16 protein-coding genes and 1 tRNA gene are annotated in these 22618 nt (G+C 68.2%); 8 read left to right on the top strand and 9 right to left on the bottom strand.

Annotated elements, in window-relative coordinates; translation table 11 throughout:
* Positions 1-220 precede the first annotated feature (220 nt).
* Together ABL308_04440 and ABL308_04445 are read right to left on the bottom strand one after the other, a co-directional pair.
* A tRNA-Thr gene (locus tag ABL308_04440) sits at positions 221-296 on the bottom strand.
* 143 nt (positions 297-439) lie between these two features.
* The gene (locus tag ABL308_04445; protein ID XBQ17129.1) at positions 440-2911 is read right to left on the bottom strand and encodes a prolyl oligopeptidase family serine peptidase; all 2472 of its coding nucleotides are present in this window, start codon (positions 2909-2911) and stop codon (positions 440-442) included.
* A gap of 202 nt (positions 2912-3113) precedes the next feature.
* Here ABL308_04445 and ABL308_04450 point away from each other — a divergent pair, with 202 nt between their 5' ends.
* Positions 3114-3581: a hypothetical protein gene (locus ABL308_04450; protein XBQ17130.1), complete on the top strand. Its 468-nt coding sequence runs from the start codon at positions 3114-3116 to the stop codon at positions 3579-3581.
* A gap of 170 nt (positions 3582-3751) precedes the next feature.
* On the opposite strand, the gene pnp is transcribed toward ABL308_04450, so the two are convergent.
* The 4 genes from pnp to rbfA all read right to left on the bottom strand — a co-directional run bounded on the left by pnp (position 3752) and on the right by rbfA (position 7613).
* Positions 3752-5878 (bottom strand): polyribonucleotide nucleotidyltransferase, encoded by a 2127-nt coding sequence (gene pnp / locus ABL308_04455; protein ID XBQ17131.1) that lies wholly within the window; start codon positions 5876-5878, stop codon positions 3752-3754.
* A 104-nt stretch (positions 5879-5982) separates the two neighbouring features.
* Positions 5983-6252, bottom strand: coding sequence for a 30S ribosomal protein S15 (gene rpsO / locus ABL308_04460; protein XBQ17132.1), 270 nt, complete (start codon positions 6250-6252; stop codon positions 5983-5985).
* Between the two features lie 3 nt (positions 6253-6255).
* Positions 6256-7224 carry a tRNA pseudouridine(55) synthase TruB gene (gene truB / locus ABL308_04465; protein ID XBQ17133.1) on the bottom strand — a complete coding sequence of 323 codons (969 nt, stop codon included), beginning with the start codon at positions 7222-7224 and terminating at the stop codon, positions 6256-6258.
* Complete coding sequence (rbfA, locus tag ABL308_04470; protein ID XBQ17134.1) at positions 7224-7613, bottom strand: 30S ribosome-binding factor RbfA; 390 nt, start codon at positions 7611-7613, stop codon at positions 7224-7226. The genes truB and rbfA overlap by 1 nt, the downstream gene beginning before the upstream one ends.
* A 214-nt stretch (positions 7614-7827) precedes the next feature.
* On the opposite strand from rbfA, the gene ABL308_04475 reads away from it, so the two are divergent.
* The 6 genes from ABL308_04475 to pheT all read left to right on the top strand — a co-directional run bounded on the left by ABL308_04475 (position 7828) and on the right by pheT (position 15113).
* On the top strand, positions 7828-8808 hold the full coding sequence (locus ABL308_04475; GenBank protein ID XBQ17135.1) for an alpha/beta hydrolase: 981 nt from the start codon (positions 7828-7830) through the stop codon (positions 8806-8808).
* A gap of 901 nt (positions 8809-9709) precedes the next feature.
* On the top strand, positions 9710-10330 hold the full coding sequence (locus ABL308_04480) for a class I SAM-dependent methyltransferase (protein XBQ17136.1): 621 nt from the start codon (positions 9710-9712) through the stop codon (positions 10328-10330).
* Between the two features lie 72 nt (positions 10331-10402).
* The gene (gene pheS, locus ABL308_04485) at positions 10403-11488 is read left to right on the top strand and encodes a phenylalanine--tRNA ligase subunit alpha (protein XBQ17137.1); all 1086 of its coding nucleotides are present in this window, start codon (positions 10403-10405) and stop codon (positions 11486-11488) included.
* 144 nt (positions 11489-11632) lie between these two features.
* Entirely contained in the window at positions 11633-12115 is a 483-nt protein-coding gene (locus ABL308_04490) for a hypothetical protein (GenBank protein XBQ17138.1), read from the top strand.
* Positions 12112-12705 (top strand): hypothetical protein, encoded by a 594-nt coding sequence (locus ABL308_04495; GenBank protein ID XBQ17139.1) that lies wholly within the window; start codon positions 12112-12114, stop codon positions 12703-12705. Before ABL308_04490 ends, ABL308_04495 begins: the two co-directional genes overlap by 4 nt.
* A 17-nt stretch (positions 12706-12722) precedes the next feature.
* Positions 12723-15113, top strand: a complete 2391-nt coding sequence (pheT, locus tag ABL308_04500; GenBank protein XBQ17140.1) for a phenylalanine--tRNA ligase subunit beta — start codon at positions 12723-12725, stop codon at positions 15111-15113.
* A 3-nt stretch (positions 15114-15116) separates the two neighbouring features.
* Here the strand turns inward: pheT and ABL308_04505 are convergent, their stop codons facing one another.
* Positions 15117-16322, bottom strand: coding sequence for a hydroxymethylglutaryl-CoA reductase (locus tag ABL308_04505; GenBank protein XBQ17141.1), 1206 nt, complete (start codon positions 16320-16322; stop codon positions 15117-15119).
* A gap of 136 nt (positions 16323-16458) precedes the next feature.
* Here ABL308_04505 and hemN point away from each other — a divergent pair, with 136 nt between their 5' ends.
* Positions 16459-17820, top strand: coding sequence for an oxygen-independent coproporphyrinogen III oxidase (gene hemN / locus ABL308_04510; GenBank protein ID XBQ17142.1), 1362 nt, complete (start codon positions 16459-16461; stop codon positions 17818-17820).
* Here hemN and ABL308_04515 read toward each other — a convergent pair.
* The gene (locus tag ABL308_04515; protein ID XBQ17143.1) at positions 17817-21236 is read right to left on the bottom strand and encodes an ATP-binding protein; all 3420 of its coding nucleotides are present in this window, start codon (positions 21234-21236) and stop codon (positions 17817-17819) included. The two genes, hemN and ABL308_04515, sit on opposite strands and share 4 nt — an antisense overlap.
* Before the next feature lie 96 nt (positions 21237-21332).
* Entirely contained in the window at positions 21333-22613 is a 1281-nt protein-coding gene (locus tag ABL308_04520; protein XBQ17144.1) for an NADH:flavin oxidoreductase/NADH oxidase family protein, read from the bottom strand.
* Between the last annotated feature and the right edge of the window lie 5 nt (positions 22614-22618).

The raw sequence follows: 22618 nt of genomic DNA on the forward strand, positions 1-22618 counted from the left end.
CGGTTCGCAAGGGGCTGCCCGCACCGCGGCGTCAGGCGCGGGCGAGGCGACGAACCTCGAACCCGGAACCCCGTCTCAACCGACTTCAGGAAGGTTGAACCAGCGAAAAATGGTGCGGGGCGAAAGACCCGTGTCGAACCGGAACGGTTCGCAAGGCGAACAGCCGCCCGCAGCTTTAGCGAGGCCCGAAAGCCCGGACGGGCTTGAGGATCAGGAAAAATGGTGCCGCTTGCGTGACTCGAACACGCGACCTACGCATTACGAATGCGTTGCTCTACCAGCTGAGCTAAAGCGGCGCTCTGCGCGGGCCTGCACGAAGGCGGGGCCCGCCGCTCAGAGGCGCGGAACCTAGCTTCGAACGTCCCGGCCTGCAAGGCGGTAATGAAGCGCCCGGACGGCGGGGCCGCCCGGGCGCTCAGAGCAGGAATTTCGGGCCGGACTAACGCGCTTCGGCGGCGTCTTCGGCCGTCTCCGCCTCGTCGGCCCGGTGCGGGACGACCTGCTCTTCAGGCTTCACATAGGCGTCGAGCCAGTCGATGGACTCGGCCAGCACGTGCAGCACGCTCTCCCGCGCGCGATAGCCGTGGCTTTCATAGGGCAGCATGACCAGCCGCGCGGTTCCGGCATTGCCCTTCACCGCGGCGAACATGCGCTCTGACTGCATCGGGAAGGTGCCCGAATTGTTGTCGATCTCGCCGTGGATCAGCAGCATCGGCTCGTCGATCTGGTCCGCCGCCATGAAGGGGGACAGCTCGAAATAGACCTCCGGCGCAGCCCAGAAGGTCCGCCGCTCGGCCTGGAAGCCGAACGGGGTGAGCGTGCGGTTGTATGCGCCCGAGCGCGCGATGCCCGCCCGGAACAGATCGCTCTGCGCCAGAAGATGGGCGGTCATGAACGCACCGTAGGAATGGCCCGCGATCGCGGTGCGCTCGCCGTCGCCGAAGCCGCGCGCCACGCTGAAGTCGATCGCCGCTTCAGCGCTCATCACCAGCTGCTCGATGAAGCTGTCGTTCACCGTCTCGGGATCCTCCCCGACGATCGGCATGGTCGCGTTCTCCATCAGGGCGTAGCCCTGGGTGACGAAGAAGCGCGGGCTGGTCCCCGCGACGCGCGAGAAGCGGTATTGCGAGCCGCGCACCTGGCCGGCCGTGCCCGCATCGTTGAACTCGCGCGGATAGGCCCAGACCACCAGCGGCAGCGGCCCGTCACGCTCGGCGTCATAGCCGGCGGGCAGATACACCGTGGCCGACAGCGGCACGCCGTCGGCGCGCTCATAGGTGACGAGCTCCTTGCGGATATCCTCGAGCTGGGGGTGCGGGTTGGGAAACTCGGTGATCCAGCTCACATCCCCGCCCGCATGAAGGCGCACGTTCGGCGGGGTCGTCGGGTCTTCATAGGAGGTCAGGAAGCGTGAAGCGTCGTCGGCGAGCACGCCGATCACGCTTTCATAGGTCTCACCGCTGTTGCGCCACAGGATCTCGCCTTCAAACGTGTCGAAGCTGACCCTGGACAGGAAAGGCCGGTCGCCCTCGGGCGTGGCGCCCTCGCCGGTGTTGTACATATGCCCGTCGATCACGGCGATCACCGGCTGGCCGTACGCGTTGCGCGTGGTCTGCGGCGATCCCGGATCGGCGTAGGCGTCCTGAAGATTGCGCTCCTCGGCGAGGCGCTTCTCGCCGCCCGGCGCGGCGAAATCGACGACCCAGCGCCGCAGCACGCGGGTGTCGCGATCATACTCCACGGCGATCCCGGTCTGGCCTTCCGAGGTGTACTGCGTGCCGAAATACCGGTCCTCGAAGCGCGCGACCTCCACAGGCTCGCCGTCGAACGGGGCGGGCAGCGCCCAGACGGAGTCCCGCTCGTCGGTCTCCACCCGCGGATCGCCGCCGTCCAGCGCTTCGGCCCAGACGATCTGGGCGGGATGGCTGGCCTGCCAGCCGAAATTGCGCCGGCCGTCGACCACGCCGCCGATCGGCGTGTCGTCGGCGATGTCCTGGCGGCCCAGCTCGGCGACCGGCTCGCCGTCGATGGTCCAGACCTCGGCGACCTGGGCGAAGTCCGACCAGGGCACGTCGTAGGAGAAGGGCTGCTCCAGCTCCTCGACGAGCAGGTATTCGCCCCCCGGCGCCGGATCGACGTTGAAATAGAGCCCCGGCTCGCCGATCGGGCGCGGCCGCGGACGGCGGGCGTCCACGTCGATGGAGACCAGCTGGGTCCGGGCGAGCCAGGCGAACAGCGCCGCGTCGTCGCGGTTCTGCAGAAGATCCTGATAGGTGCGCACCGGCGCTTCATAGCCGGCGGCGGACTGGATCACGGGACCGGCCGGAACGCGCGGACGCACCGGCATGGGGCCGCGCTCGGGGTCGTTCAGGGTGACGATCAGCCGCTCGCCGTCCGGGGTCCAGTCGATCGTCCCGAACACGTCGTTCACGCCCTCGGAGATCAGCTCGCGCGCCCGGCCCGAGGCCATGTCGGCGACCCAGAGCCCGATCGTATCGCCTTCGGTGACGAGGAAGGCCGCTTTCGAGCCGTCCGGCGACCAGGTGAAGTCCGAAAGCCCGCCGTCCTCGGGAGTGTCGAAATCGCGCTCCGCGCCGGTGTCGAGATCGATCACGGACAAGCCGGTCACCGTGCGCGGACCGTGCCGGCCGTTCGTCGCCGCGTCCAGGCGCAGGCCGGCCAGCCGCTCCATCGGCCGGGCCAGATCAGCCACCGGCGGGAGAGCCTCGCGATGCAGCAGCAGAAGATGGCGGCGATCAGGCGACAGCGAGGTCCAGGGCGCGTCGGGCGCGTCGACGATGTCGACAATGTCCTGGCCGGGCAGGCGGTAGACCTCCTCGTCCTGCGCGATCGCGCCGGCGCCGAGGACGAGCACGCCGGCGAGGCCGGCGAAAGCGGTGACGGTTTTCATCAAGAGGAGCTCCCCGTTTTCCGCGCGTCGCGCGCGCGCTCGGCGGCGACGATAGCAGGCGCGCGGCGGGAAGCGAGATTACGGTTTGGTGAGGCGGGGGCGGCCGCCGCCCGCTTGCCTCCGCCGGGCCGCGGGGGCATCTTCGCCGAAGAATTCGGTTCGACCTGAGGGGGAGCGTTCGGTGCGGGCGGTCTTGCGTGTCATGTCGGCGATGCTGGCGCTGGCTGTCGCGGCCTGCAGCCCGGCCGCACGCCCCGAGCCGGAACCGCTGGAGCTGCCTCACTGGCGCGAATGCATGGACAGCTATGGCGGCGATATTGATGCGCGCTTCGAAGCGCGCGCGCGGGGGGAGGAATTCGCGATCCTGTGCTCGCTGGCGATCGATGAAGGCCGCGATCTGCCGCGCTCTGACTTCCGGAGCCTTTACCGCATCTACCGCATCCGCGGCCGGGAGCCGGAACGGCTCGACGCGCTCGCGCGGCGCTTTGATCGCAGTTCGGTCGCCGCCATGGTGAGATCGACGCACACGTTCAGCGGTGAGCTGGAGGCGTTCGAGCAGGATTTCTGGGGCTGCCCGGCCTACGACCCGGTCGCGCGCGAGCTCATCCTGCGCGCGGAGATCACCGAACCCGAGGAGTGCCTCCCGAGACGGTGGGTTTTCTGGGGGTGAGCGCCGCTTCGCGAAGCGAATGGATCGCCCCGGTGGGGCGATACAAGGCGCGAACGGGCCGGCAGGCCCCATGAGCCGCGAACAGTCCAGCCCGCGCCCTCGACAAAAAACCCCCGCCGGCTTCCGCCGGCGGGGGCTCTTTTCGTCATCGTGAAAGGTGAGGCGGGATCCTAGTCCTCGCCGCCTTCGGTGATTTCTTCGCCGGTTTCCTGGTCGACGACTTTCATCGACAGGCGGACCTTGCCGCGGTCATCAAAGCCCAGGAGCTTGACCCAGACTTCCTGCCCTTCGCTGACGACGTCCTTGGGGTGGCCGACGCGTTCGTTCTTCATCTGCGAGACGTGCACGAGGCCGTCCTTGGCGCCGAAGAAGTTCACGAAGGCGCCGAAGTCGACGACTTTCACGACCTTGCCCTTGTAGACCTTGCCCTCTTCAGGCTCGGCGGTGAGCGAGTAGATCCAGTCGTAGGCGGCGCGGATCGAGGCTTCGTCCACGGCGGCGAGCTTGATCAGGCCGTCGTCGTTGACGTCGACCTTGCAGCCGGTTTCTTCCACGATCTGGCGGATCACCTTGCCGCCCGAACCGATCACGTCGCGGATCTTGTCGGTCGGGATCTGCATGGTCTCGATCTTCGGCGCGTGGGCCGCGAGCGAGCCGCGCGTGGTGTCGAGCGCCTTGTTCATCTCGCCCAGGATGTGCATGCGCCCGCCTTTGGCCTGATCCAGGGCGGTCTGCATGATGTCCTTGGTGATGCCGGCGATCTTGATGTCCATCTGCAGCGAGGTCACGCCCCGCTCCGTACCGGCCACCTTGAAGTCCATGTCGCCGAGATGATCCTCGTCGCCGAGAATGTCGGACAGGACCGCCACGCCTTCGGGATCCTTGATCAGGCCCATGGCGATGCCGGAGACCGGACGGGCGATCGGAACGCCCGCGTCCATCAGGGCGAGCGAGCCGCCGCAGACCGTCGCCATCGAGGACGAGCCGTTGGACTCGGTGATCTCGGAGACCAGACGGATCGTGTAGGGGAACTCTTCCGCGCCCGGCATGACGGCCTTCAGCGCGCGCCAGGCGAGCTTGCCGTGACCGATTTCCCGGCGGCCCGGGGCGAGACGGAAGCTGGTCTCGCCGACCGAATAGGGCGGGAAGTTGTAGTGCAGCAGGAAGCGTTCCTTGTACGTGCCGGTGAGCGCGTCGATGAACTGCTCGTCCTCGCCGGTGCCGAGCGTCGCCACGCACAGCGCCTGGGTTTCACCCCGGGTGAAAAGCGCCGAGCCGTGCGTGCGCGGCAGGATGCCGGCTTCGGACACGATCGGGCGGACCTGATCGAGATCGCGGCCGTCGATGCGCTTCTTGGTCTTGATGATGCCGCCGCGAACCACGGAGGCTTCCACGCCCTTCAGAACGCCCTTCAGGATCGAAGGCTCGACGCCGTCGGGATTGTCCTCGCTGGCCGCGAACTTCGCCATCGCCTTTTCCTTGGCGGCGGCGACGGCGGCTTGGCGCTCGGTCTTCTGGGTGATGGTGTAGGCCTTGGCGATGTCGTCGCCGACCAGCTTTTTCACCTTCGCTTCGAGTTCGGAATGGTCTTCCGGCTCGAAATCCCAGGGCTCCTTGGCGGCTTTCTCGGCCAGGCGGATGATCATGTCGATCACCGGCTGGAAGGCCTCGTGGCCGGCCATGACCGCGCCGAGCATGACGTCTTCGGACAGCTCCCTGGCTTCGGATTCCACCATCATCACCGCGTCCGCGGTGCCGGCGACGACGAGGTCGAGCTCGCTGTCGTCAAGCTCGGCCACGGTCGGGTTGATGACGTATCCGCCGTCCTTGTAGCCCACGCGCGCCGCGCCGATGGGGCCCAGGAAGGGCAGGCCGGACAGGACCAGGGCGGCGGACGCGCCGACCATGCCGACGATGTCGGGATCGTTCTCGAGGTCATGGCTCAGCACCGTGATCATGACCTGGGTGTCGTTCTTGAAGCCCTTGGGGAAGAGCGGGCGGATCGGCCGGTCGATGAGACGGCTGGTCAGCGTCTCCTTGTCGGTCGGACGGCCTTCGCGCTTGAAATAGCCGCCGGGGATCTTGCCCGCGGCGAAATATTTTTCCTGGTAGTTCACGGTCAGCGGGAAGAAGTCCATTCCCGGCTTGACCTCTTTCATTGCGACCGCCGTCGCGAGGACGGTGGTCTCGCCGTAGGTGGCGAGCACCGCGCCGTCGGCCTGGCGCGCCATGCGGCCGGTTTCAAGGGTCAGCGTGCGGCCGGCCCATTCGATCGTCTCGGTCTGTTTATCGAACATTCGTCTCTTCTTCGTACGTCTCGTTCGGCGCCGCCGGATTGCGGATCGCCGGATATGAAAACGCCGGCGCGCCCCGTGGCGGCCGGCGTCTCATCGGACCCGCGCTAGCGGCGCAGGCGGAGCTTTTCGACGACCGCCTTGTAGCGGCCGACATCCACCTTCGCGAGGTAATCGAGAAGGCGGCGGCGCTGGGAGACCAGCTTGAGCAGGCCGCGCCGCGAGTGGTTGTCTTTCTTGTGCGTCTTGAAGTGCTCGGTGAGGTTCGCGATGCGCTCGGTGAGCACGGCGATCTGCACTTCGGCGGACCCGGTGTCGTTGTCGCCCCGGGCGTGTTCCTTGATCAGTTCGGCTTTACGTTCGGCCGTGATCGACATCTTCTATGTGGGCTCCTGATCCCATTGAAATACGCGGACCGGGGACAGCTTCCCCGCCCGCGCCTCGCCGATCGCCACCGCCCGGTCGTCCTCCATCGCGAGCACGGCCTTCGAATAGTCCTTCCCCGCAATCATGCGGGGCTTTCGAAGATCGCGAAGCTCTGAAGCTCGCCGGGGAGGCAGGACGATCGGCCGACCTTGCCTCAACTGAAACGCTTCTCCGTCGGTCACGGCCAGGGCCGGGATGTCGTCCAGCGCGGTCTCGACCGGGAGAAGGGCGTCCAGCGCGGCGCCGTTATGGACCAAATCCTCCAGCCGGTCCAGCGTCACCGCATCCTCGAGGCTGAACGGGCCCACCTTCGTGCGCCGAAGCGCGGCGACATGGCCCTCAGCGCCCAGTTTCGCAGCGAGATCGCGGGCCACCGAGCGCACGTAGGCGCCCTTGCCGCACTTCATCTCGAACACGGCGAGATCGGCGCTGGGCATGTCCAGAAGCGTCAGCGCGTCGATGCGCACCGTGCGCGCCTCGAGCTCGACCTCCTCGCCGGAGCGGGCGAGGTCGTAGGCGCGCTCGCCGTCCACCTTGATGGCGGAGTATTGCGGCGGGATCTGCTCGACCTCGCCGATGAAATCTGAAAGCGCCGCCTCGATCTCGGACTTCGAGGGCCGCACGTCGCTTTCGCCGGTGATCTCGCCCTCGGCGTCCTGGGTGGTCGTCGACACGCCCCAGCGCACGGTGAACAGATACGCCTTCTCGCCTTCCTGGGCGAAGGGGACGGTCTTGGTCGCCTCGCCGAACGCGATCGGCAGCACGCCGGAGGCCAGCGGATCGAGCGTGCCGGCGTGTCCGGCCTTCTGGGCGTTATAGAGCCAGCGGCATTTGCCCACCGCCTGGGTGGAGCCCAGGTCCAAGGGCTTGTCGAGCACCAGCCAGCCGTTGACCGGATCGCCCTTCTTGCGCCTGCGGCCCATCAGCGCTCTCCCTCGCCGCCCTCGTCGAGATCGCGTTTGACGCTGGGCCGGTCGAGCACCTCGTCGACATGGGTCGCCTCGTCGAACCGGTCGTCGCCGATGAATCTGAGCTTGGGCGTGAACTTCATGTCGATCTGCCGGCCGAGCTCCTTCTGGATGAAGCCCGACGCCCGGTTCAGCGCCTCGGCCACCCGTTCGGGATCGGCCAGGTTCATCGCGCTGACGAACACCGTGGCGTTCCTGAGATCGGGGCTCACCCGCGCCTCGCTGACGGTGACCGGCACGCCCTTGAGCGCGGGATCGCGCACATGGCCTTCGCGCAGAATGTCGGACACCGCGCGGCGCACGAGTTCGCCGGCGCGCAGCTGGCGTTGGGACTGGGCTTTCATGGCTGGACCTTTCACGTCGCGGCGGGCGGTGCGGGTTCGAACCGTCTCCCTCCCCATGCGGACGCGCCGGTGTACAGAAGCGAGCGGCGATGAGCAAGGGGAGCGCCCCTGAGGCTTTCGCGCCGCACACGGCCGCGCTCGCGCCCGGCCCCGGTGGACTTCGTCTTCGCGCTGACGTTTTCTAGCGCGCACGCACGGCATCGAGGGGACGCCCGTGGACTTTGCCGACCAGGCCACCGCCTGGGCCGAGACGGCCTGGGATTTCCTGCCCGTCTGGGCGCGCTTCGCGCTGGCCGGGCTGGGGCTGGTCTATCTGAGCTGGCTCGCTTTGTTCGCGCTGCAAAGCCGCATCCTTTATTTCACCGATCCCACCCGCCGCGACCCGGCGGAGCTGGGCCTTCAGCGCTGCGTCGAGCACGAGCTGGACACCCCGGACGGTCAGACGCTGGTCCTGTGGGAGGCCGAACCCGCCTTCGAAGGCGCGCCGCACGTGCTCTATTTGCACGGCAATCGCCGGGCGCTGTGGCGGCGGGCGCGGTTCTTCAGGATGTTCCTCGCCGCCGGCTGGGGGTTCACCGCGCTCGCGCACCGGGGGTTCAACGGCTCCACCGGACGGCCCAGTGAGAAGAACAATGTCGCCGACGCCTGCCTGGTCTTCGACACGCTGGTCAAGCGCGGGGTCAGCCCCGGCGCGATCGTGGTCTACGGGGAGAGCCTGGGCTCGGGCACGGCGGTGCAGGTGGGCGCGAGCCGGCCAGTCGGCGGGGTGATCCTGCACGCGCCCTATGACAGCTTCCGCGACATCGTCCGCTCACGGACGGGCTGGCTCCTGCCGCGCATGATCTTCCGCGAGCGCTACGATTCCATCCGCCAGATCGCGCGGGTCACCGCGCCCATTCTCTGGATCCACGGCGACGACGATCAGGTCATCCCGCTCAAGCGCGGCCGGCGGCTCTACGACGCCGCTCAGGGGCCGAAATATGCAGCCCTCGTAAAAGGCGCGAACCATTTCGGCATCTACACCCAGGCCGTCTTCAACCAGCATATCCGCTTCTTCACCGAAGCCGCCGCCAGCGCCGGCGCCGACCCCCGAAGCGCCGGCGAGATGAGCGTGGTCGACCCGCTGGTCCCCGAAGAAGACGGCCGCCCGGAACTGGCGGAAGGGCGGGTGCGGGATGATGCGATAACGCGCTGAGGCCGCTCCCCCTCACGAGGAAGGCATAATTCCCTCCCCCTTTGCGGGGAGGGTGGGGTGAGGATCGTCGAGTGCGATGGTCGGCCGAACCTTGGGGAATGGCGGGGACGCCTGCGGGCCGCTTAAGCCGCGGGCGCCCCCCCACCCGACCCGGCGCTCCGCGCCGGCCCACCCTCCCCACAAAGGGGGAGGGAGTAAAGGTCAGCGTTGCCCGAGAAATCCTGGAATGGTTCAGCTTGGCTCTTCCCCTTGATGGGATCGAAGTTGCGTTCGAGCTTTACGTTCCAACGGTCCCGAGCCCGCAGCGCGTAATTCCCTCCCCCTCTGTGGGGAGGGTGGGCCGAGGCGAAGCCTCGGGTCGGGTGGGGGAGCGCCACGGTCGGCAGATCTCGGCGCTCGACGATCCTCACCCCACCCCCGCCCTTCGGGCGGACCCTCCCCGTCGAGGGGAGGGAAGGAGGTTGGGCGGGCTTGGAACGCCATGAGTTCGGCGCTCACGGAAAACGCCCTTCCCTTGATGGGATCGAAGTTGCGTTCGAGCTTTACGTTCCAACGGTCCCGAGCCCGCAGCGCGTAATTCCCTCCCCCTTTGCGGGGAGGGTGGGCCGAGGCGAAGCCTCGGGTCGGGTGGGGGAGCGCCACGGTCTGCAGATCTCGGCGCTCGACGATCCTCACCCCAGCCCCGCCCTTTGGGCGGACCCTCCCCGTCGAGGGGAGGGAAGAAGGTTGAGCGGGCTTGGAACGCCAACGGTCCCAAGCCCGCAGCGCGTAATTCCCTCCCCCTTTGCGGGTCGGGTGGGGGAGCGCCGAGGTTTGCCGGTCTCAGTGCTCTACGATCGACCCGCGCGGCCCGTAAAGCCTGCGCTTCCGGAACCGTGCCGACCCGCCTATCCTCACCGCCATGTCCTTTTACGACACCCATGTACTGCCCCATCTGATCGGCTTCGCCTGCGCCACGCCGCAGATCATGAAGCAGCGCTCGAAACTCGTGCCGGCGGCCGAGGGGCGGGTGCTGGAGGTGGGGTTCGGATCGGGGACCAATCTGGGGTTCTACGATCCGATAAAGGTCGAGCGCCTGTTCGCGCTGGAGCCCAGCGAAGGCATGCGGCGCAAGGCCGCCAGGGCGATCGCGGCGAGCCCGCTCGACATCGAATGGCTCGGCCTGCCCGGCGAGGAGATCCCGCTGGACACCGCCAGCGTGGACACGGTCGTTCTGACCTACACCGCCTGCACCATCCCCGACGCGGCCGCCGCGCTGGGCCAGATGCGCCGGGTGCTCAAGCCTGGCGGCGTTCTGTTGTTCTCGGAACACGGCGCGGCGCCCGATCCGGGCGTTGCGACATGGCAGCGGCGGATCGAGCCGGTCTGGAAGCCGATCGCGGGCGGCTGTCACCTCACCCGCGATCCGGTGGCGATGATCGAAGCGGCGGGGTTTTCCATCGACCGGGTCGAGCGCGGCTATCTGCCCAAGAGCCCGAAATTCGCCGCCTACAACTCCGCCGGGGCGGCGCGGCCGGGCTAGCGGGCTTCACCAATGCGGCGGCCTCGTCTAAGACGGCGCGGTTTCCCGCTTTGATCAGACGAGCCGCCCGCCATGACCGCCCTGCCCGCAGACCTCGACGCCCTGAAATCGCGCCTTGAAGCGCAGATCGAGGCCGCCTCCGATCTCCCTGCGCTGGATCAGGTGCGCGTCGCCGCCCTGGGCAAGAAGGGCGAGGTCAGCCTGAAGATGCGCGAGCTGGGCAGGATGAGCCCGGAAGAGCGCCAGGTGATGGGCCCGGCGCTGAACGGTCTGAAAGACGCGCTGGCCGAACAGATCGAAGCCAAGAAGACCGCGCTGGAAGACGCCGCGCTGAACGCCGCGCTCGCGAGCGAGACCGTCGACGTGACCCGGCCAGTCAAACGCGCGCCCACCGGCTCGCTGCACCCGGTCGCCCAGGTGATGGAAGAACTCGCGGTGATCTTCGCCGACATGGGCTTCAAGGTCGCCGAGGGCCCGGACGTCGAGGACGATTTTCATAACTTCACCGCGCTGAACTTCCCGCCCGACCACCCCGCGCGCGACACCCACGACACCTTCTTCATGACCGCGAAGGACGGGCAGACCCCGAAGGTGCTGCGCACGCACACGTCTCCTGTGCAAATCCGCACCATGATGAGCGAGAAACCGCCCATCCGGATCATCGCGCCGGGCCGCGTCTATCGCTGCGACTGGGACCAGACCCACACCCCGATGTTCCATCAGGTCGAGGGTCTGGTGATCGACCGTGACACCCATATGGGCCACCTCAAAGGGTGCCTGGAGCAGTTCGTCGCGGCGTTTTTCGAGACCGACGAAGTCCAGGCGCGCTTCCGCCCGCACCACTTCCCCTTCACCGAACCCAGCGCGGAGATGGACGTGCGTTACGAAAGGGTCGGCGACGCGGTGAAAGTGGGCTCGGGCGACAAATGGATGGAGATCCTGGGCTGCGGCATGGTGCATCCCAACGTCATCCGGTCCTGCGGCCTCGATCCCGAGGAGTATCAGGGCTTCGCCTTCGGCATGGGCGTGGATCGCCTGGCCATGCTGAAATACGGCATGCCGGACCTGCGCCCCTTCTTCGAGCCCGACGCGCGCTGGCTGTCTCACTACGGCTTCAGCCCGCTATTGCAGGCGAACCTCGCGACGGGGCTGAGCTGATAGATGGATCTAAGCTCCCCACTATGGGTAGGCGTCTTTAGCGCTGTAGCCGGCTCAGTAGTCACCGGCATGATAAGCTTTGTAATTCGGGCGAAATCGAGAAAGCGTAGCCGCCTTATGGTCTTAAAAGGCGAGCCTCGGCCTTTGATTTCGCTCGATAGCGAGTTCAAGAACCGGCTTCGCGTTCAGCTTGATGGAGAGGAAGTCGAGCAACTTACTCGAATTGAATTAACGATTGCGAACATAGGTAATGTGCCGATTTTGAATCAAAGAGTTGAAATCACGCTTGAGGACGGTTCGGAATTGCTTGATATCTCAACGATCTGCGCGCCACCGATTCAAGACGATGAACTGCATGCTAGCGGCGCATTTGCGACCGCCACTGTGGAAGCAAAATACCTTAATCCTTCCGATAATATCGAATGCACGCTTGTCTATAAAGGCAGCGGTGGAATAGCAAAAATATACGCCCGAAATGTAGGGGTTAAAGATCAAATTGTAGAGCGCAAAGAGTTTGACGCCAGCATGATAGAAGAATTGGTGCCTACTCATGTTGGCTTCATGGGCTTTATGTTTCCAATCAGAACCCTCGCTCGCTTAGTGACCGGAGCAACGGGCCGGAAATGACAGAGCGCCCTTCCAAACTGCGCCTGCGCTTTGAGACCGTGGGCTCGATCGCCGCGATCGTGGTGGGCGTGGCCGCGCTGTTCGTCAGCTGGGACCAGGCGCGGGTCATGCGCGCCCAGCAGCATGCGAGCGTGCTGCCGGCCCTGCAGATCGACGGGTATCGCGCGCGCGACGGGGAAACCGCCTCGATCGGTCTGCGCGTGCGCAACGCCGGCGTCGGCCCGGCCATCGTCTCATCGGTGGAGCTCGAACGCCTTGGCGAACCAAGCGAGGATTTCGCGCCGATCGCGTCTTTGCTGCCCGAGCAGTTCGAGACCAACTGGTCGACGATGATCGGCCGGGTGATCGCGGCGGGCGAAACCGTGGAGGCGATGAGCTTTCACTGGGCGCTGGACGCGATGACCCCCGAACAGGCCGAGGCGCTGGCCGCCGAATGGGCGAGCTGGGACGTGACGATCTGCTACTGCTCGGTGTTCGAGCGCTGCTGGATCAGTGAAACCCGGGGCGTCGGCGTACGCGCGCGCGACGTGCGCGACTGCCCGGCCCCGCGTGACGACATTTTCGAGCGCCTCGGCGCCGAGCTGAACTGAAGACGAGCTGGACCGACATGAAATTCACCCTCTCCTGGCTCCGCGACCATCTCGACACGTCGCTCTCCCTCGACGCTCTCGCCGAGGCCATGACCATGGCCGGCCTCGAGATCGAGGACATCGACAATCCGGCCGAGAAGCTCGCCGATTTCACCGTCGCGCACGTCAAGGACGCCCAGCCGCACCCTGACGCCGACAGGCTGCGCGTGTGCACGGTGGAAACGAAAGACGGGACCAAACAGATCGTCTGCGGCGCGCCCAATGCGCGCGCCGGCATGACCGCGATCTACGCCCCGCTGGGCACGTATATTCCGGGCCTCGACTTCGCGCTCGACAAGAAGCCCAGAAAAATCCGCGGCATCGAAAGCCACGGCATGCTGTGCTCGACCAAAGAGATCGAGGCCGGCGAGGATCATGACGGCATCGCCGACCTCGAAGGCGACTGGCCCGTCGGCACGCCGGCTGCGAAGGCGCTGGGGCTGGACGATCCGGTCATCGATTTCGAGGTCACGCCGAACCGTCCCGACTGGCTCGGGGTGTACGGCATCGCGCGCGATCTGGCCGCCGCCGGTGCGGGCGCGCTGGTCTCAAAGCCGGTCGAGCCTGTGAAGGGGCAGGGCGCCTGCCCGGTCTCCATCGCGCTCGACTGGCCCGAAGCCTGCCCGGTCTTCGCCGGCCGTGTGATCACCGGCGTGAAGAACGGTCCCTCCCCGGACTGGCTGCAGCAGCGCCTGATCGCGATCGGCCTGCGCCCGATCAACCTGCTCGTGGACGTGACGAACTTCATCTCCTACGACCGCGCCCGGCCGCTGCACGTCTATGATCTCGCCAAGATCGGCCGCACGATCCGTGCACGGAAAGGCGCCGGCGAGGCCGACCGGTTCGAGGCGCTGGACGGGCGGGACTACGCCCCGGCCGAACATCACTGCGTCATCGCCGACGATGAGCGCTGCCTGGGCCTTGGCGGGGTGATGGGCGGCGAGCATTCGGGCTGCACGGAGGCGACCACGGACGTCTTCATCGAGAGCGCCTGGTTCGATCCCGGCGTCACCCGGATCACCGCGCGTGAACTCGGTATCGATTCAGACGCCAAATACCGCTTCGAGCGCGGCGTCGATCCTGAAAGCGTGATGGACGGGATCGAGCTCGCCACCGCGCTGATCGTGAAATACGGCGGAGGGACGCCGAGCGAAGTCACCATGGCCGGCGAAGCGCCCGCGCGCCCCGAGCCGATCGCGTTCGATCCGGCGCGGGTGAAGAAGCTTCTGGGCCTCGACCTCTCCGAAGACGAGATCGAAAAAATCCTGTCCTCGCTCGGTTTCGAGGTGAGCCGCGGCGAGCGCTGGAGCGTGGCCGTGCCCAGCTGGCGGCACGATTGCACCGAGGCGGCGGACCTGATCGAGGAAATCGCCCGCATCGCCGGGTATGACCGCCTGCCCACCACGCCCTTCCGCCGCCCAGAGGGCGAGCGCTTCGAGGCGCCCGCGACCGAGCTTCAAAACCGGGTGCGCGCCGCGCGCCGGGCGATCGCCATGGCGGGCTATCAGGAGGCGATCACCTGGTCGTTCTGCCGCCATGACGAGGCCGATCTATTCGGCGGCGCGGGCGAAGGTCTGCAACTCGCCAATCCGATCAGCTCCGAGCTCGACGTGATGCGCCCCAGCGCGCTGATCCATCTCCTGAAGGCGCTTCAGAAAAGCGCCGACCGCGGCATGGAGGACGCGCGCTATTTCGAGGCCGGCCCGATCTATCTCAACGACAGCCCCGACGGCCAGCGGACCGTGATCGCCGGCGCGCGCCGGGTGATCGCGGGCCGCGACTGGCGCGGCGCGGAGGCGCCCGACCTGTTCGACATCAAGGCCGACGCCCTGGCCGCGCTCGCGGCCGCCGGCGCGCCGGCCGACAACGCGCAGATCAGCGCGGACGCGCGCGGCTGGTGGCATCCGGGCCGCTCGGGCGTCATCCGGCTCGGCCGCAACGTGCTGGCCGAATTCGGCGAGATCCACCCCAGGGTCCTCAAGGCGCTCGACATCGACGGCCGCGTGGTCGCCTTCGAGGTGTTCCTCGACCAGATTCCGGCCGCGAAGAAAAAGCCGCTCAAGGCCCGCCCCGCGCTCAGCCTGCCGGAGCTCAATCCGGTCCGCCGCGACTTCGCCTTCCTGGCCCCCGCAGACCTGCCCGCCGCAGAGCTTCTCAAGGCGCTCAAGGGCGCGGACAAGCAGCTGGTGACCGACGCGATCCTGTTCGACGTCTACACCGGAAAGGGCGTGCCCGAAGGCCAGGTGAGCCTCGCCGTCGAGGTCACGCTGCAGCCCGGCGAGAAGACGCTGACCGACGCGGAAATCGAGGCGGTGTCGAAGAAGATCGTCGCTGCAGGCGAAAAGGCGGGGGCGAGCCTGAGGGGGTAGACCCTACCGGTTGCGCCCCAGCCGTTCATGGCTTTCCACCCAGTCGCCCGCGACGACAGCGCCGGCGAGGCTCACTTCGCCGGCCAGCACCGTGGCCGCGCAGATCTCGATGAAGCGTCCCACCTTGCCTGCGCCTTTGCAGCCCAGAAGCTCAAGGCATTCAGATTGGGTGGGCAGGCCCGTGCCGCCCCCGAAGGTCGCCACGATCAGGGCTGGCAGGGTGATCGACCAGTAATAGGCCGGCTCGCCGGTCTCCGGGTCGTCTTCAAGGCGCACGTATGTCATCGCCGCATGACTCTCGGCGACGTTCGCGGCGTCCTGGCCGGTGGCGATGAACAGCGCGGCCAGTGCGTTCGCCGCGTGCATGCCGTTATTGGCCGAGCCCGCCATCACCGATCCGGAGAACGAATTGAGCCGCGCCCGGAACAGATCGGCCGCCGCCGCGCCCACGCGCGCTTTCAGGATGCGGTCGGGGATGCGCGCCTCGGCGATCACCCGCGCGCCGCGCGAGTGGAGCACGTTGAGCTGGGAGTGCTTCTTGTCGGTGTCCATCGCGCCGGACAGCGTGTAGCGCGCCCCGCCGGGATGGTGCGCCGCGATCCAGCGGCAGGCGGCGTCGGCGGCCTTGCCGGCCATGTTCTGGCCCGCCGCGTCGCCGGTGGTGAAGTTGAACCGGACATGCAGCATCGGGCCGACCGCATAACTCTCCCAATGGCTTAGCTTCACCACCGAGGAGCTCGCCTCGGCGGCGGTGCGGATCGCGTCTTCGTTGGCGCCGAGCCAGTCGCGGAAGGCCCGCGCGCCGCGCGCATCCTCGAAGTGAAACACCGGCGCGCGCTGCATGAAGCGTTCGTGAATGGTCGTTTTCACCCCGCCCGCTTCGCTGAGGATCCGCATGCCGCGATTATAGCTCGCCACCAGCGTGCCCTCAGTGGTCGCCAGCGGCACGTAGACGTCCTCGTCCTGGACGTGCTCGCCGCGCACACGTAACGGCCCCGCCGCGCCGATCGGGACCTGGGCGCAGCCGATATAGTTCTCGATGTTTCCCGCCGTCACCGCCGGATCGATCGAGGCGCGGCCCACATGATGGAGCCCCGCGCCCGTGCGCTCGGCCAGGAAGGTGCGGCGCTCATGGGCGGCGTCTGCGCTGTGATCGTCCTCGCGGCGGCGGGGAATGGCGGTGCGGGTGTCGTTCTTGCGCTGGGTCATCGCGGCAGGCTAGCCCCGCCCGGCCCGGCGATGAAACCGCAATTGCGCCCAGCGCCGCCGGCTGGCAAAAGCCCCCACTCCGCGTGCGACCATCCGCCCCCTCGCGAGGCGGGCCGTCTCGGGTCAGATAGGGGCCATGATCACGAGACCCGATCCGGCGGTCCGCCGCGACACGCTGCTGCGCTTCGCCACCGAACGCAGCCCGCGCTACACCAGCTATCCCACCGCGCCGCATTTCCACGCCGGCATAGACGCGGGCGAGTACGCCTCCTGGCTCGAACGGCTCCACCCCGAAGCGCCGGTCTCGCTTTATCTGCACGTGCCCTATTGCAAGACGCTGTGCTGGTATTGCGGCTGCAACACGCGCGCGACGACCCGGCCCGAGCCGGTCGCGGCCTATTTCGAGATCCTGCTCAAGGAGCTGGCGCTGGTCGCTGACCGTCTGCCCGCGCGCATGACGATCTCTCATCTGGCGCTGGGCGGCGGCACGCCGGCCGTGCTCACCCCGGCGCAGATCGACCGTCTGATGAGCGCGGTACGCGACCGATTTGATTTCGCCGAAAACGCCGAGATCGCCATCGAGATCGACCCGCGCCATTTCACGCGGGAGGACGCGCAGGGCCTCGCCCGCGCCGGGTTCACCCGCGCCTCGACGGGCGTGCAGAGCTTCGATCCGGCGGTGCAGGCCGCAATCAACCGCATCCAGCCCTATGAGCTGGTCGAGGCCGCCTTCACCCGGCTGCGCGAGGCGGGCGTGACGAAGATCAACGCCGATCTTCTTTACGGCCTGCCGCGTCAGGACGTCGACAGCGCGCGCGCCAGCGCCGAGGCCGCCGCCGCGCTGCAGCCCGACCGGCTGGCGGTGTTCGGCTACGCCCACGTGCCGCACATGAAATCACATCAGAACCTCATCAAGGAGGCCGAGCTGCCCGGCCCTGAAAGTCGGCTGGCCCAGGCCGACGCCATGGAGGAGGCGCTGATCGCCTGCGGCTATGACGCGATCGGCATCGACCATTACGCCCTGCCCGGCGATCCCATGGCGATCGCCGCGCGCGCCGGTACGCTGGGCCGCAATTTCCAGGGCTACACCACCGACAAGGCGGAGGTGCTGATCCCGATCGGCGCCTCGGCCATCGGCCAGACGCCCGAAGGCTATGTGCAGAACATCGCCGACGTGCGCAGCTGGGGCCAGACGGTCGAGGCCGGCGGCCTGCCGGTCGCCCGCGGCGTCGCGGTCAGCGCGGACGACGACATGCGCCGCGCGATCATCGCCGCCCTGATGACCGATCTCAGCGCCGATCCGGCCGAAATCGCCGCCCGCCACGGCCTGCCCGAACCGCGCGCCGACCTCATTGCGCTCGAACGCGCCGGCGTCGTGCGCCGCGAAGGCTCGAAAATCATCGTGAACCCCGCCTACAAACCCCTCGCCCGCCTCGCCGCAGCCGCCTTCGACGGGTATCTCGCGACCGGCGAGGCCAAGCACTCGGTGTCGGTTTAACCCTCCGCCCGCGCCTTCGCGCGCTTGAGGCTGGAGAGCGCGGCGCGCAGGACGGCCGGGGCGACGGGTTTGGGCAGGATGTCGAGGCCGGCGCCGGCGGCGACGGCGTCGACCTCGCGGCCGCGCTCTGCGGTGATCAGCAGCGCGGGCGGGCGCACGCCCCAAGCCTCGCACAGCGCCTCATAGACCGCCGGGCCGGTTTCGGTTTCGCCCAGCGCGTAGTCGAGCAGGACCGCGTCCGGCGCGGTCTCGAACGCGGCCTTCGCCGCGAGGCCGTCCTTCGCGCCCTTCGCCTCGCAGCCCCAATAGGACAATAGCGCCAGCGTGGCTTCGAGGACGGCGGGATCGTCCTCCACGCACAGAACGCGCATGCCGTTGAACGCCGTCGCCCGGCTGCGCGGCTCGGAGGTCGCGCCGGGCGCGGCGCTGGCGCGCGGCAAGCGCACCTCGAAGCGGGAGCCCTTTCCCTCGACGCTGGCGAGGGTGAGCCTGTGGCCGAGCATGGTGCAGATCCGATCGACCACGGCGAGCCCGAGGCCCAGGCCGCTCTCCTCGCCCTGGGCCGCCGCGCCGCGTTCGAACTCCTTGAAGATGGCCCGGCGGCGGTCCTCGGGCACGCCGGGGCCGGTGTCGAGCACCATCAGCCGGACCATGTCGCGCGATCGCCGCGCGCCGACCAGCACCGTGCCGGACCGGGTGTAGCGCACCGCATTGGACACCAGATTCTGCAGAACGCTCGTCATCAGGCCCCGGTCGGAATAGACCGCGAGCCGGGGGCGGACGACCTTCAGCGCGATGCCCTTGGCTTCGGCGGCCGGGGCGAACTGGGCCACGGTCTCCTCGATCAGATCGCCCAGAGAGAACACGCCGGGGCGCGGGGTGACCCCGCCTGCATCCAGCCGGGAGATGTTCAGAAGCGCACGAAGAAGCCGGTCGGCATGCTCGATCGACCTGCCGATCTGGGCGTTGAGAGTGCGCGCCTGCTCGGAGCCGGTCTCGAGCTCGGCCTCCAGCGCGCCGGCGAACAGCCGGGCGGCCGAAAGCGGCTGCAACAGGTCGTGGCTGGCCGCCGCCAGAAACCGGGTTTTCGACTGGGTGGCGGCCTCGGCGGCGCGGCGGGCCTCTTCAAGGTCGCGGGCGAGGGCGAGCCGGGCCTCGCTTTCCGCCTTCAGCGCCGCGGTGCGTTCCTCGACGCGGTTTTCAAGCGTATCGTAGGCGCGCTTGAGGCCCTCTTCGGCCTCGCGCCTTGCGGTGTTGTCCTGATAGACGCCGAAGAAGCCGACCACCTCGCCGTCCTCGATCCGGGGCTGGTAGACGACCTGCCAGGATCTCAGCCGGCCGCGGCCGCTGCGCCGGGAGATGTCGAAGACCTGGCGCTCGCCGTTCAGCGCCGCCTCCATGCGCGGGCGGCGCAGATCGTACTCCTCCTCGGTCATATAGGCGGACATGGGCGAGCCGATCGCCTCGGGGCCGAGGCCAAAAAAGTCGAGATAGCCCTTGTTCGCAAAGCGCAGCCGGTAGTTCCGGTCGGCATAGCTGAGGAGTGCGGGCAGATTGTCGGTGTAGAACCTGATCGAACGTTCGGTCTCTTCAAGACGGTCGTGCGAGGTTCTGAGCCTTTCCGCCGTCTCGTCGATCAGGGCGACGACTTCGCCTGCGCTCACCCGCGCCCCGCCGATCACCCGCGCCATCAGGATCCGCGCCGAGGCTGCGCCCACCGCCCGGGCGAGCCGGGCTTCGGCCATGGACGCGACCGCCTCGCTGGGCGCATCGCCGGATCTGAGGGGGCGGCCGACGGCTTCGGACAGTTCGGCCATTACGCTGCGCGCGGCGTCCGCGCCGAGCACGCGGGCGAGCACGGCTTCGATGTCGCCGACCTTGGCCCCGGGGGCGATCTCGGGCCCCGCCGCGCGCCCGCCGGCGAAGGCGTCGGCCTGCAGCCGGTCGACCAGCCCGCCCCGGAAGACCGTGCTGGCCAGAACAAACGCCGCGGTGTTGGTGATGAGGCAGACCGAAGCGGCGAAGGCGAACGGATCGACGCCGGCGGGGGCGGGCGGGGTCGCGCCGGCATAGCTGGGGATGAGGATCAGCCCCACCCAGAGCGCGAAGCCTGCGCCCATGCCTGCGAGCGCGCCCGCCCGGTTCGCCCGCCGCCAGTACAGCCCGATCAGAAGCGCCGGTGCGAGCTGGGCCGCGCCGGCGAAAGCCACCAGGCCTATCCCCGCCAGACCGGCGCCTCTATCCATGCCGATCTGGAAGAGAAACGCCGCGCCCACCAGCCCCGCCACAGCCAGCCGCCGCCAGGTCAGAAGCGCCCCCGCGAAGCGCTGCGCAGCGCCGCCCCGGCTTCTTAGAAACAGCGGCGCGGCGATGTCGTTGACCAGCATGGTCGACATGGCGAGCGCAGCCACCGTCACCATCCCCGCCGCCGCCGAAAACCCGCCGATGAACGCCAGAAGCGCCAGCCCTTCAGCGCCTTGCGACAGCGGCAGAGCGAGCACGTAGGCGTCAGGGTCCGCGCCGTTCAGCACCGCCGCGCCCGCGAGCGCGATCGGCGGCGCGAACAGGGCCACCGCGGCGAGGTAGAGCGGGAAGGCCCAGCGCGCCGGTCCGGCGTCTTCAGGCTTGCGCGCCTCGACCACCATCATGTGGAACTGCCGGGGCAGGGTCAGCGCGGCGAAGGCGGCGAGAAGGGTGAGGATGACGAAGCGGAAATCGAACCCGGCCGCGCTCAGCGGCGCGTTCATGACGGCGGCCCGCCTCTCGGTGACGGAGAGCTCGCTTAAGACGATGAACGCGACGGCGGCCACAGCGCCCAGCGCCACGATCTTCATCACGCTTTCGATCGCCACGGCGAGGACCAGACCACGATTGCCCGCCGCCGCGTCCGCCTTGCGCTGACCGAACAGGATCGCAAACGCCGCAAAGGCGGCGGCGACCACGAGGCTCCAGCCCGCGCCCGACGCCTCGCCCTCGGTCACCAGCGCCAGCGTGTCCGCAGCGCTTTGAATTTGCAGGGCGATATAGGGCACGACCGCCAGAAGCAGCCCGCCCGCAGCCAGCGCGCCCACCGCTGCAGACTTGCCGTAGCGGGCCGACAGGAAGTCTGCGATCGAGCCGGTGTCGTTTTCCCGGCCCAGCCGGACGAGCCTGCGGATCACCGGAAAGGCGAATAAAAACAACAGGGCAGGGCCGAGATAGATCGGCAGATAGTCCCAGCCCTGACGCGCCGCAGCCCCCACCGCGCCGTAGAAGGTCCAGCTGGTGCAATACACCCCCAGACCGAGCGCGTAGAGCCAGGCCCGGCTGGCGGGTCGGGCGTCCAGACGGCCGGCGCGCGCATCGCCCCAGAAGGCGGCGGCGAACAGCACCGCCACCCAGGCGCCGAGTACGGCCAGGGTGAGTGTCAGGCTCAAGGCAGCGCCTCCCGAACGGCCGCGCACTGACGGCGCGGTCCGCCGGCGAGCCTAGCACGCACCGCTGAAGGAGCGCTGCGCCAATGCGCCGCGCGCCTAATGGGTTCTGGCGTCCCGGCGTTCCTGCAGCTGGTGAGCGATCAGCGCGCCGAGCAAATTCATCTTGCGCTTGACCGGCTTGCCGTCGCCGAGCCGGAGAATGTTGCGATAGAAGAAGGCCAGAGCCGCGAAGCCGTTGGCGGCCTTTATGATGTCGTTGGTCGAGGCCGGCCCGAAAAAGCCCGATCCCAGCGTCAGTTGCTCTTCCCAGGCGCGCAAGGCGGCGACCCGGCCTTCGAGGATCTGGCGCGGCGCGTCAGGATCGACGCAAAGCGGCCGGCCGACCCCGATCACCGCCACCCCGGCCTCGACCGCTTCTTCCATCGCCGGCTTGGAGCGGAAGCCGCCGGTGACCATGATGGGCGTCTTCGCGGTCTCGATCACCTTTTCGGCGTAAGCCATGAAATAGGCTTCCCGGGCGCGGGTCGTCTCACGCACATCGCCCTCGAACACAGGCTCCATGCCCTCGAGGCCCATCATGCGCGGCTGTTCGTAATTGCCGCCGGAAATCTCCAGAAGGTCGATCCCTTCCGCGTCCAGCAGCGCCACCACCGCGAGGCAGTCCTCGAAGCTGAACCCGCCCTTCTGGAAGTCCGAGGAATTGAGCTTCACGCTCAGCGCCTTGGCGGGCCCGATCGCGGCGCGCACCGCCCGCACCGTCTCGATCAGCAGCCGCGCCCGATTTTCCAGGCGCCCGCCCCAGCGGTCCTCGCGCTGATTGACGTTGGGGTTGAGGAATTCGCTGATCAGATAGCCGTGCGCGGCGTGCACCTGCACCCCGTCGAACCCGGCCTCGCACAGCGTCTTCGCGGTATGGGCGAAGCGGGCGATCACGTCCTCGATCTCGGGCTCTGTCAGGGCGCGCGGCGCGGCGAACACCCCGCCGGGCAGCTTCACGGCGACCGCGCTGGGGCCCACAGGTTCGGGCGCGATGATGGCCGGGCTCTGCCGGCCGGCGTGGGAGATCTGCGCGATCGCCACCCCGCCGCCGGCCTTGCAGGCCTCGGCATAGCGCTGCAGCCCCTGAAACGCCGCTTCGCTCTGCGCGCCGTCGACGACCACGTTCGCAGGACGCTCGCGATAGCGCCGGTCGACCATGATGTTGCCGGTGAGGATCATGCCCGCCCCGCCCTGCGCCCAGGCGGTGTAGGCGCGTGCGATCCGCGCGCCCGCGATCCCGCCGGGTTCGGCCAGACCCTCGGTCATCGCCGCCTTGGCGAGGCGATTGGGGATTGAAATCCCGCACGGCAGGGTGAACGCTGTGGCCAGTTCAGTCATCGGGA

Source organism: Oceanicaulis sp. (genome assembly GCA_040112665.1).
Classification (GTDB): Bacteria; Pseudomonadota; Alphaproteobacteria; order Caulobacterales; family Maricaulaceae; genus Oceanicaulis.